Origin of the sequence: Ruminococcus sp. RTP21198st1_G1_RTP21198_201120, assembly GCF_040924265.1 — a bacterium.
GTDB lineage: Bacteria > Bacillota > Clostridia > Oscillospirales > Ruminococcaceae > Hominimerdicola > Hominimerdicola aceti.
Genome location: NZ_JBCOMH010000001.1, coordinates 275,280 through 286,499, shown reverse-complemented (window position 1 = coordinate 286,499; position 11,220 = coordinate 275,280). Strand labels below are relative to the sequence as shown.

Below are 11,220 nucleotides of genomic sequence, written 5' to 3'. Positions count from 1 at the left end.
TTCTCGCACGTCACCATTTGTGTTTTTTCACAACACCCCCGAATAACCACACAACGCATTTGTAGGGGACGGCGCCCTCGACGTCCCGACCCCTCGACAGCCTTTGTCCCCCTGCATGGCTTGTGAAAAAAATACAAACCTCACTCCTTCGAGCGGGACGCCGAGGGCGTCGTCCCCTACAATCCTGAATTTACAGCAAACTCCAAGCACAGGCGAACAATGTTCTCCCCTACATCTCATTCGGGCAAGTTCCTGCCGCCGCAAAATCGCTCCGCTCTTTGCGTATCTACATTGCGCTTAGGGCTAGAAAGACGGTGCAGATTTAATTCTCCGATATCACTTTCATCTGATATCCTATTTCTATCTGCTTTTGATACTACAATCTGCACCTTGTCGGCTTACGCCGAATGAGGCTCTGCCTCATACTCCGCTAGGGGCTTTGCCCCTAGACCCCACAATGGGTTTCACCCCTTGACCCTGACCAGGGACGTGTCCCTGGACCTTTTGCTCGCTTCGCTCGGTGTTGGGTACTCTACTTTGTGCGGCACTGTCATTCCTCACTCCTCACTCCTCACTTAACTTCACTCCTCATTTAACTCCGCTCCTCACTTAGCCTCGCCCCTGATTTATTCAAATGTAATCGTTTTATACCTATTGCATTAATTTGCTTTTTGTTGTATAATATATTTGTTAATATATACAGCCATTTGGCAAAATCAAGATAAGAAAGGACCTTATTACTATGAAGAAATTCCTTGCGGCGGCTCTTGCTCTTTGCATGACAAGTGCTGCTCTCACAAGCTGCGGTGATTCAAACAGCTCTTCTGCTGCTGACTCAAACTCCGCTGCGGCAAACTCTCAGGCTTCCGATTCAAGTGCGGCTGATACCGAAAGTGTTTCAGACAAGCTTCTTGCTGAATACCCTGCATCTACGGAAAAGATAGATGTTAAAAATGGTGCTACTGAGAACATGATCGCCAGAAGCGTTATCAACGAGGGCGACACTTCCCGTCTTGCGGCTAAGCTCGACTACGCTCTGCAAAATCCTAAGGAGACAACAAAGATCTGTTTCATCGGCGATTCTATCACGGCAGGTTCGGGTGCTAACTCCTCAACTAATCAGTATGTAAACCAGTTCAAGAGCTGGTGGGAGGAAAACATAAGCTTCTATGTTGATGTTACTAATGCCGGTATCGGTGCAACTGACTCATACATAGGTGTTCACAGGGCACAGCGTGACGCTTTGGAGGCTAAGCCTGACATTATCGTTATCGAGTTTATCAATGACGCTGATGATGAATTTTATGAGTCCTGCATGGACAGCCTTGTAAGAATGTGTCTTGAGCAGGACAACAATCCTGCAGTTATGATACTTGAGCCTTCAACTGAGGGGGGTACATCTCCACAGGCTGCACATTTCAAGGTAGCGCAGGCTTACAACATTCCTATGATATCTTATCATGACGCTGTTATGCCTGAGATAGAGGCTGGCAACTTCACATGGGCTGACATTTCACCTGACAACGTTCACCCTAATGATGACGGACACGTTATAATGGCTTCACTGCTCACAAAATTCGTTGGCAACATAAAGGACAATATTGACAGCGTTGACAAGGAAGCAAAGGCATTTGACACAAGCACTGTTGCACCGACGGGCGATGTATTCGCTGACGCTACTATCGGAAGCCGTCAGACAGAGGACATTGTAAAGACAACTGATGAGGGAACATTCACAGATGTTACAACATTCCAGAAGTTCACAGACGGTTGGGGAACGACAACAGGCGGCACTATCAAGTTTGAGATAACTGCAAAGAACATTGGTATGATATACTACATGACAGTTGACGGCAAGTCCGGCGTGGCTGCGGTAAAGGTCGATGGCGAGGACGTTGCGACTATCAACGCTGACTTCACAAGCGGCTGGGGCAACTACGCTAAGGCACAGCAGATATACTCATCTGACGAGGTGGCTACTCACACTGTTGAGGTAACTGTCGTTGATGACGCAAAGCCTAACTTCCAGATACTTAACTGGCTTATTTCATAAGGATCTATAATAATATTTTGGCGGATACGAGAGTTCGTATCCGCCGAAGTTTTGTTTTCATTTATGTTATATGAATTAAATAGGACACAAAATATTTAGTGAAAACTAAGCAGCCAGCTTAACAAAAACGAAAATAGATATGATATAATAAATATGCTGAAAGAAACAAAAACAGCGATAACTTATTGATCCCCTTAATAAGACTTCTCCCGACAGGTTTTCCGACTGTCGGGAGTTTTTTTGCATATTAGTTTTCTTTTTGTTCTGTGATAATATCCGAAAGCTTATTTATCAGATCTTCAGGCACGTTATAGTAACACTTATTTATCTTTACGTTATACGCATCTGCCGTTGTTTGTCTGACAATTATGCTATATTCTTTACCGTCTGATACTTTCCACTGAGCAGTACCCTTTGAAAGCATTCCATTTTTTGCTGTATTTTCATCGACCGCATAGCTTAAACTTTCGTTGAGGAGCTGGCGAAATTCTGTTATAGCCGTTTCATCTGTTATATCCCAGTTTTTCCCCTTTGCATATGGATCGCCATACTCGGCGGACACACCAAAGCCATTTATATTGCTGAAATCAAGTTCTGTGATACTATCATTGTCCACCGAAGCTTCACTTTGTTCAGTGCTTTCACCGAGCACAACAGAGCTGTTTGCAGGCGTTGGGGCGGCACTGCTTTCTGTGGTATTTCCGCAGGCTGTCATTACAGCTATTCCTGACAAGGTGAAAATAAATAATATTTTATATTTCGTTTTGTTCATAATATCGCCTCCTGTAATAATTATACTCGAATTGGATAATTACCACAATTGACAATTTTAACATATTACTTGTTTATGTTTTGTACAATTTACTAAATAAATCTAAATATTATTAAAAATCGTCAAAAAAATCGGCAGCAGGCACATGATAGCGTCTGCTGCCGATAGTTTTATATTGTTTTAAGCATTAAAGCAATTATCCAAGAACAACAACGATGTTTGTCTGCTCTGTCATCTTGCACTCGCATACGAAGTTGCCTTCAACTGCTTCGCCGTTGACTGTCATAGACTTTACGCCGCTCTGAACGTGGTCTGGGTTCTGAATGTCGATAGAAAGGTGCTTGCCACGGAAGTTCTTTTCGATCTTGAAGCCGTCCCATGTGTGTGGGATAGATGGGCTTATTACAAGTCCCTCTGCGTTTGGTCTCATACCGCAGATACCCTCTACGCAGCCTACCATTACTGTTGAGCCTGTACCTGTCAGCCAATGAACGTGTGAACGTCCTGCATATGGTGAACGTGTTGACTCTGTAAACTGACCGTGAACGTATGGCTCAAGTATTCTTACTTCTGCCTTATCGTTCATGTTAGCAGGTGAGGACTCGAGGAAGTACTCGAATGCTCTGTCACCATGACCGAGAAGTGACTCTGCAAGGATAGCCCAGCCCTGTGTCTGTGAGAAGATACCACCGTTCTCCTTTGTATCAGGGTTAAAGATGTGCATAAGTGCACCGTCAAAGTAATGATCTACATAAGGTGGCTCCATGATCTTTACGCCAAATGGAGTATTGAGTATCTCGTGTACCTTTTCCATAGCAGTTTCAGCCTGCTTCTCAGATGCGAAGCCTGAGATAACTGACCAAGACTGTGGGTTGAGCCACATTGAAGCCTCTGGATCCTTCTTAGCGCCAACGATCTCGCCGTTCTCTCTGTAGCCTCTGATAAATCTATCCTCGTCCCAGCAAGCTTCAAGGCTCTTGCCGAGTTCAGGCTGTACCTTGTCGATATAAGCAGCGTACTCATTATCGCCTCTGTCAAGAGCATAGCCCTTGATGATGCTCATTGCATAGTAGAGCTGGAATGCAACGAATGTTGACTCGCCCTTCTTACCAAGTCTGAGGCAGTCGTTCCAGTCAGCATAAAGACCTGCTGGCATTGTATGAGCGCCAAGTCTTTCCATTGAGAAGTTGATAGCTCTCTTAAGATGCTCGTAAACTGTATCTTCGCCGCCGTTTGCGTATACGATAACTTCATCGAGGAACGCCTTGTTTCCGCTCTCGCCGATATACTTATTAACTGTTGGGAAGAGCCAGAGAGCGTCGTCTGCTCTATAGCATGGGTGGCCTGTTTCCTTAGCGTAGATAGAGTTCTCATCGTTCTCGTCCGGGCAAGTTTCATGGCCTGCCTTGTGGTCGAACTTAACAAGTGGAAGTCCGCCGCCGTTATCTACCTGTGCAGAGATCATAAATCTGATCTTTTCAGCAGCAAGCTCAGGATTGATATGGATAATACCCTGGATATCCTGAACTGTATCTCTATAGCCATAGCCGTTTCTCAGACCGCAATAGATGAATGACGCAGCTCTTGACCAGATAAATGTGATGAAGCACTGATAAGCGTTCCATACGTTTACCATGTTATTGAACTCGTCAGAAGGAGTTTCGATCTGGAAGTTATTAAGCTGACCATGCCAGTAAGCGATAAGCTCCTTTACCTCAGCGTCTACCTTGCCAGGCTCGTTATATGCAGCGAGTATCTCGTCTGCTACCTTTGGATTCTTCTGACCAACAACATAGATTATCTCCTTTGTTTCGCCAGGAGCAAGGATAATGTCAGACTGGAGAGCACCGCAAGCGTTTGAGTTATAGTTGAGCTTGTTATCGCAGAAGCCTCTTTCAACTGCAACAGGGTTGCCGTATGTTCTGTAAGAGCCGATAAAGCTGTCCAGATTACCGTTATAAGCGGAAACAGGAGCGCCAACTACGCCGAAAAATCTTTCTCTCCAGTTAGAGCCGTTCTCGTCCTTACCGCTGTTCTCATTGATGTGCTGAACGATCTTGTTGCCCTCAAAGCTTGTTCTTGTGATGAACAGTGTATACTGGAGGTTTACCTGATCCTGCTCGTAGTTGTTCTCATTTGTGAACTCTACAAAGCCGAATGTTGAAAGGTTTCTGTATCTGTCAGAGTTATTTGTGATCTTAGTTCTCCATACCTCATATGTTTTGTTCAGAGGAACATAATATGTAAGCTCAGAGTGGATATCTGCATAGTCAGACTTGATAGTTGTATAAGCTGTACCATGGTGGCACTCTGTCTTATACTGATCGAGAGGCTTGCCTACAGGCTGCCATGTGCATGACCAATAATCCTTGGCGTCGTTATCTCTGATGTAGATATATCTGCCAGGGAGACCGATATTTGAGTTGAAACGGTAACGGATTATTCTTCCGTTAGCACCGCTCTTTACAAAGCTGTATCCGCCGCCGTTGTTGGATACGATAGCACCGTACTCTGGTGAGCCGAGATAGTTAGCCCAAGGTGCAGGTGTGTCAGGTCTTGTGATGACGTATTCCTTGTGTTCAAGGTCAAAATAACCATACTGCATATTTTTTATACGCTCCTTTTCAATATTTTAAAGTTGTAAACGTTTCACCAAAATAGCGTAAACGTTTCCCTCATAGATCCCGTCATTATTCATAACGCTTATATTATTTTAGCATACTTCCGATAGCTTTACAAGGGGGTAAAGCCAAAAAAATGGGCGTATTTTCAAAAAACTTTTTCGGGATTGTAGACTTTTGAAACTTAAACGTTTGAAAATCGTCATGCTTTTTGTCATTGTCCAAAACGCACTAATAACTGATAATTATTTATATATATTGGATATTGACAGCAGTGTCGAAAATATGGTATATTGTGTATATAATAAATTATAGGAGGTTTACCATTATGAACATTAAAGGAAGAGTTTTAGCTATGGTTTCTGCTTGTGTTGTGATTTTCTCACAAAGTTCAATCGCAACGTTTGCTCTTGATAACCAGGAGGTTCTTACATTACCAACTTCTGTTTCAGATTTAACCAGCGCTGAAAACATGGGACAAGTGGTTAAAATTCACAACTTACATGGAGCAGATGAAGTAACCATTGCTTTCTGCGCTGAAATGGAGTCGGGATATGTGATATATGATTTGTCAGGAAATACAATAGAGTATAGTCCTACATCATCATCTCCATATAGCGACTTACAAGGCGATTTATATTATGCTGGTCCACTTGAATACTTGACTAAAACAAGCACTGATTACAAAAATTTGCGAACAGGTGAGATTTTAACAGACGAGCAATTCAACGAAGTTACCGAGAGTTTTACTAATGAGAGCATAAAACTTTCATCAACTAATTTTATGAGTTCAAGTGCTTCCAGGGCTAATTCAGGATTTCGCACAGCAGTTTCAAAAGTATCTGGAACACCTAGAAAACTAAACTACAACACATCTAATCAATGTGGGGCGTTAGCAGCTGTTATCAACTTATGCTATATTGATGACTACAAAGACAACAATTGTTTGAGTGATTCTTATTCTAATAATCCCAGAAGTCTTTTCAACACCCTTAACAATTATATTCCGAGAGAAACAAGCCGAAATGGAATAATAAATGGACTTAGTAACGCAAAAAAGGATAAAATATGTAGTTTTACTTCATCGCCTGATGCTTACTATGGCGGTGATTCATGGGGATTTTGTTTTTACAGGATACTCACGTCAAATTCTCCAACCATATTACTTATTATAAAGCATCCGAATTATGGCGGAAAAAATGATAAAAATCATTGGGTACTAACATATGGCATTGTTCAATGCTTCGATAATAATAATAAATTAGTTGATAAATATTTTATTGTTAACGATGGGTATGGAAAAAATGATATACGGATTCATTACACATATCAGGACGACTGTGTTTACATTTAAGGGTAGGTGACAAAATATGAAAAAGACAGTTTATTTGGTTTTAGCGCTCTCACTGCTTCTTTGCTCATGCTCGCAGAAAACAGACAATGATGACAAAAGCAAGGTCAATGACAGCAGTACAGTTGTGACAACAGCTTCTACAACAATGACAACTACCACAAATTCATCATCAAAGGTTGATGAAAATGCTGAAATTTCGGCATATTATATTCATCACTGGTATGGAGAAGAACCATATGAGATAACAGACAAGGACACTATCGAAAAGATAACTGCGTGGATAGAGAATGCTAAATCGGTATGCAAGGATTATCCTTACATTGACGGCTTAGAATACGGTGGCGCAGACGCTTATGGAATCTCTCTCGAAAAGGATGAATCAAGTGATGCGTATGAGAGCATTTGTGTTATCGATGTTTCACAGTATTCGTGGGACACCTCAGACGGTATGCACTCTGAAAGTAAAATATGCAATTTTAGCATAAAAGATGATGCAGGCGAATTTCAGGATTACAATTTGCCAAAGGAAATGATAGATGAAATAATGCCCCTTATAACAAGACCTAATGTTGAATAGCAAACAACACATACAAAACCGGCGTGTATCTTCGTGATACACGCCGGTCGTTTCTATTATGTTTTTATGATACCTTGAGCCATGCGCAGGCAAAATCAAGTGCTTCATAAAGGCTTGATTTTTCTGCTACCTTAACGATCTGCTTATTCGGAGGCAGTGTGCTGTCTGTTGCAACTTTTCTTATTCTTACCTTATTTGCAACGTCGATACCGCCGACCTTTTCTGTAGAAAGTATTTCTATCATGACTACGAACTCGTCATACATATTTCCAAAATAGATATTATTCCCTTTTCTCACCAGAGGAACGCCCTTATAGGTGAAAAAAGCTTTCTTTTCTTCTGCCATTTATCTCTCCGCCTTTCTCATAATATATTTCTCTTTTTGTTTACTATTTTATTATACCATACTTTTCACATAATTAAAAGAGCTTTTGACAACTTTTTTGCGCAGGTTTTCAGCCTCACTTTATGTGGGATACATATTGTATCACTTATTCTTTGTGAAAGCTGTCGAAACATGACCGTAGGGGCGAACGCTGTTCGCCCGTCAGATCATATGCTTAGCATGGGGTATGCGTTTTAATAGTTATCGTCCACAGCCTCGCCTTTAAGAAGTCTGTCCATATTTGCAACGAACGTATCTACCCAAGTTGACTGTATTCTGAATGAGGTTTCACCATTTAGCTTGACTACAGAACGTCTTGAAGAATCCTTATAAATCTCCATAACGTCCTTTTTGCCGTCCTTGCGGTCGAATGTTACAGTCAGATAGCTTTCGCCCTCAGGGTCTGTGAAGTATATCTCATTTGTCGGGCAACCCATAAGATACTGATAGAAGGTCTTAAAGTTGTCAACGTCAAGCTCCTTGCCGTCTGTTGTGACCTTTGTTACCTGTGCAGTAGTTTTGCCGTCAGAATCTGTATCCGTGCTTGCGCCTGAGCTTTCCACCTCATAGACTGTCTTTTTGCCGTTATATACTACCTCAACGTTCTTAAGGTCAACAAGGTAGTTTGAAGTCATAAGGCTTGTGATAACGTCCTCTGCTTTGATCGTTGCCCATGGGAGGTTATCGGCTGAAACGAGGTATATAGCGTCAACGCCCTTTACGCCCTCAAAGTAGCAATAATATGCAGACACTGTATCTGTTGTTTCACTGCTGTCGCCTGCTGTTGCATAGACAGGGTCGCCTATTTTAAGGGTATAGTCATAGCCGTCTCCCGAGAGTCTTACTGTTGCGAACGGGTCGGAAAGTCCATGCTCCTTCATTGCAGTTTCATCAGGTGCGATGACCTCACAGCTCTGTGCTGTAAGTCCCCACATACCATGGGTAGTTGCTGAAGAATTTGTGATGTTCAGGTATGAGAAGATAGGCTCTGTCATTACCTGACCTGAAAGTCCCTCTATCTCGTTCGGGTTATTTTCAAACGCCATTTCATAGTCCAGATCTTTTCTTGTAACTGTTTCCTTGCCATAGTCAGGCCAATCGTCGTCAGCCGGCTTTGTGAGCAAAGTAAGGTTCGCATATGCGGTCACTGGATCTGTATAGTATGAAAGCTTTGTTCCCATTACCATATAGACGGTCTTTTCATCGTCAAGGCTCACATAGCTGTATCTTTCGTTGCTTGGTGAAACAGAGCCTACATGAAGGGTAGTGGCAGTGCCGTCGCTGTATTCAACTGTGAGATCTGCTGTGGGCTTATCAAGACCGTATTTTGACATATCCTCAACGTTTTCTTCAACGAGCTTTTTCGCCTTGAAGCCGTCAAGATTCGATATCATGGAAGCTTCTGCGGTGGCATTTGCATTGAGAGTGCCAAGCTCAGGTATGCTCCATGTGGATTTACCTGACTCGGACTTATTAACGGAATACTCGCCATGTTCGTTTGAAACCTTTACGCTTGTTATATCGTCGCTTGACTTTGTAAGGATAACAACGCTCTCGTCCTGACTTGAAACTGCCGCTGTTGACGATGAGCTGGAGTCTGCGTCTGATTTGCCTGAGGTGGAGTTGAGAAACGCCATTACTCCCACCAGACAAGCGGCTGTGACTCCGCAGATAATGATACCCTGCAATTTACCATTCATTTGTGATTACCTCTGTGTTTTACTTATTCTTTCTTCTTGCCCAGATAACGATACCCACTATAAGAACTACAACAGGTACGCCAAGGCAGAATGTCCATTTAAGAACTGTTTTCTGCTGCTGAGTGATATCGAAAACATTGCCTGTGATAGTTTTTGGTGTGATAGTGATACCTGCGGTCTTTCCGGTAAGGCCGTTTATAACGCTTATGAAATACTCGCTGTTCTGATACTGTGAATACTGCAAGTAGGTATCAGACAGCATACCCTCTGAACCTACTGCGATAACATTGCTATAGAGAGTTTTGTTATCGTCTGTAAATTTTGCCTTTGAGCCGACAGCCATATAATTCTGCTGACCCTTTACCAGAGCGTCGCCTATATTCACCTGACCTGTGGTCTGTGATATATCAACATTTGCGGTATAGGCAGAATCTGAGGACTTGAGGTAGGCGTCTGTAGACACCATATCCTGCTCGTCAAAGAGTGTGTTTACAGGACGGCAGAGTGCTGAAAGGATAGCTGGGTTCTCTGTAGAAACGTCCTGAGTGAAGTTATCAGACACATCTGACGCAACTGTTACGCAAGGCGAGTTATAATACTTGCCTGAATCGCTTTCGCAGATAACGCCCTTGCCGACAGAAAGTCCATACTCTGACAGGAACTCATCAAGATTCGGTGTGTCCTCCTGACCATAAGAAGCGATATAGAGGAGCTGTTTGCCAAGATTTCCGTCATTATTGAGGAAGTCGCTGACCTTTTTGATATCCTCCGCCAGATAGTCAGTCTTAGGAGCAGGGATAACCACAACGTCTGTATCGGCAGGGATATCCTCGGAGGTTATATCCACTGTGTTCACGTTATAGCCGTTAGCTGTAAGAAGCGTCTGGAAATATGTGAGCTGTGTAAGCTCGCTTCTGCCTGTGAGGATAGAAACATAGACAGGGTTAGGGTCTGTTACTGTCATAAGTGCAGAAGTGAAAGCCTGCTCTGCGTTTGAGGACTCAACATAGCTGCCGTAATAGGACAGGAATGAAAGGTCGCCGCCTGCCTGCTGGGCAAGGGTATCTATGCTGTAGCCTGACTGTGAAAGCTTCTGCTCGAACTCGTCTGTGAATGTAAGGAGGTCGAGCATACCGAGCTTTCTTGTTCGGCTTATCTCTTTGCCGTCAACCTTTGTTTTTGTTTCAAATATCATATCGAACTGGCTAATAGTATCGGTATACTCCTTAACGATCTCAGGGTGTGAGTCGATATCAACGAAACGATATGTGATATGGTGATTGAGCTTACAATAGTTTTTCAAAAGCTCAACAGCCTGCTTATTATAAGAGCTGTAATTTGTATAAGTATTCTCGTCTGCGAAGATAGTTACCTGAACGTCTACGTTCACTTTCTTTACATAATCCTCTGTATCGTTTGAAACTGAATATATCTTATTTGTAGTCAGGTCGATAGTGATAGGATATCTGTCAAAAAGCATTGTTGTGACAACATTCACCAGGACAAGCAGAGCGACAAAAACGCAGGTGAACACTGTTGCCATTGTTCCATGCTTGAGCTTTTTGGCATTGAACTTTTTGCCGTCCTTTGTCTTTTTCTCTTTTTTATCTTTCTTTTTGTCTTTATCTTTTTTATCCTTTTCTGTATCCTTTGGAGCGGTCTTTGCTGCCTTTTCGTCTGCTACAACGTCTTTAAGCAGGTCTGCTCCTGATACAGAGATCTTTTCGTTATTATTCTCTTCCATTTAAACAGCCCTCC

8 protein-coding genes are annotated in these 11,220 nt (G+C 42.7%); 3 read left to right on the top strand and 5 right to left on the bottom strand.

Annotation, left to right across the window (positions count from 1 at the left end; all coding sequences use genetic code 11):
- Nucleotides 1-742: 742 nt before the first annotated feature.
- Nucleotides 743-2,053 (top strand): SGNH/GDSL hydrolase family protein, encoded by a 1,311-nt coding sequence (locus AB5627_RS01390; RefSeq protein ID WP_287286887.1) that lies wholly within the window; start codon nucleotides 743-745, stop codon nucleotides 2,051-2,053.
- A gap of 247 nt (nucleotides 2,054-2,300) precedes the next feature.
- On the opposite strand, the gene AB5627_RS01385 is transcribed toward AB5627_RS01390, so the two are convergent.
- Both AB5627_RS01385 and AB5627_RS01380 read right to left on the bottom strand, forming a co-directional pair.
- Nucleotides 2,301-2,825: a hypothetical protein gene (locus AB5627_RS01385; RefSeq protein ID WP_022287202.1), complete on the bottom strand. Its 525-nt coding sequence runs from the start codon at nucleotides 2,823-2,825 to the stop codon at nucleotides 2,301-2,303.
- 196 nt (nucleotides 2,826-3,021) lie between these two features.
- Entirely contained in the window at nucleotides 3,022-5,430 is a 2,409-nt protein-coding gene (locus AB5627_RS01380; protein WP_022287201.1) for a glycosyl hydrolase family 65 protein, read from the bottom strand.
- A gap of 344 nt (nucleotides 5,431-5,774) precedes the next feature.
- Here AB5627_RS01380 and AB5627_RS01375 point away from each other — a divergent pair, with 344 nt between their 5' ends.
- Both AB5627_RS01375 and AB5627_RS01370 read left to right on the top strand, forming a co-directional pair.
- The gene (locus tag AB5627_RS01375; protein ID WP_368369626.1) at nucleotides 5,775-6,800 is read left to right on the top strand and encodes a hypothetical protein; all 1,026 of its coding nucleotides are present in this window, start codon (nucleotides 5,775-5,777) and stop codon (nucleotides 6,798-6,800) included.
- A gap of 16 nt (nucleotides 6,801-6,816) precedes the next feature.
- Complete coding sequence (locus AB5627_RS01370; RefSeq protein WP_195246945.1) at nucleotides 6,817-7,377, top strand: hypothetical protein; 561 nt, start codon at nucleotides 6,817-6,819, stop codon at nucleotides 7,375-7,377.
- Between the two features lie 64 nt (nucleotides 7,378-7,441).
- Here the strand turns inward: AB5627_RS01370 and AB5627_RS01365 are convergent, their stop codons facing one another.
- From AB5627_RS01365 to AB5627_RS01355, 3 genes are all read right to left on the bottom strand, one after another.
- Entirely contained in the window at nucleotides 7,442-7,723 is a 282-nt protein-coding gene (locus tag AB5627_RS01365) for a hypothetical protein (RefSeq protein ID WP_038670225.1), read from the bottom strand.
- A gap of 233 nt (nucleotides 7,724-7,956) precedes the next feature.
- Nucleotides 7,957-9,462: a DUF4340 domain-containing protein gene (locus AB5627_RS01360; RefSeq protein WP_195246949.1), complete on the bottom strand. Its 1,506-nt coding sequence runs from the start codon at nucleotides 9,460-9,462 to the stop codon at nucleotides 7,957-7,959.
- A gap of 19 nt (nucleotides 9,463-9,481) precedes the next feature.
- Nucleotides 9,482-11,206, bottom strand: a complete 1,725-nt coding sequence (locus AB5627_RS01355; protein ID WP_118053476.1) for a GldG family protein — start codon at nucleotides 11,204-11,206, stop codon at nucleotides 9,482-9,484.
- Between the last annotated feature and the right edge of the window lie 14 nt (nucleotides 11,207-11,220).

Coding starts and splice junctions, on each gene's coding strand:
- AB5627_RS01390 (WP_287286887.1), top strand. CDS start 743: ATGAAGAAATTCCTTGCGGCGGCTCTTGCTCTTTGCATGACAAGTGCT.
- AB5627_RS01385 (WP_022287202.1), bottom strand. CDS start 2,825: ATGAACAAAACGAAATATAAAATATTATTTATTTTCACCTTGTCAGGA.
- AB5627_RS01380 (WP_022287201.1), bottom strand. CDS start 5,430: ATGCAGTATGGTTATTTTGACCTTGAACACAAGGAATACGTCATCACA.
- AB5627_RS01375 (WP_368369626.1), top strand. CDS start 5,775: ATGAACATTAAAGGAAGAGTTTTAGCTATGGTTTCTGCTTGTGTTGTG.
- AB5627_RS01370 (WP_195246945.1), top strand. CDS start 6,817: ATGAAAAAGACAGTTTATTTGGTTTTAGCGCTCTCACTGCTTCTTTGC.
- AB5627_RS01365 (WP_038670225.1), bottom strand. CDS start 7,723: ATGGCAGAAGAAAAGAAAGCTTTTTTCACCTATAAGGGCGTTCCTCTG.
- AB5627_RS01360 (WP_195246949.1), bottom strand. CDS start 9,462: ATGAATGGTAAATTGCAGGGTATCATTATCTGCGGAGTCACAGCCGCT.
- AB5627_RS01355 (WP_118053476.1), bottom strand. CDS start 11,206: ATGGAAGAGAATAATAACGAAAAGATCTCTGTATCAGGAGCAGACCTG.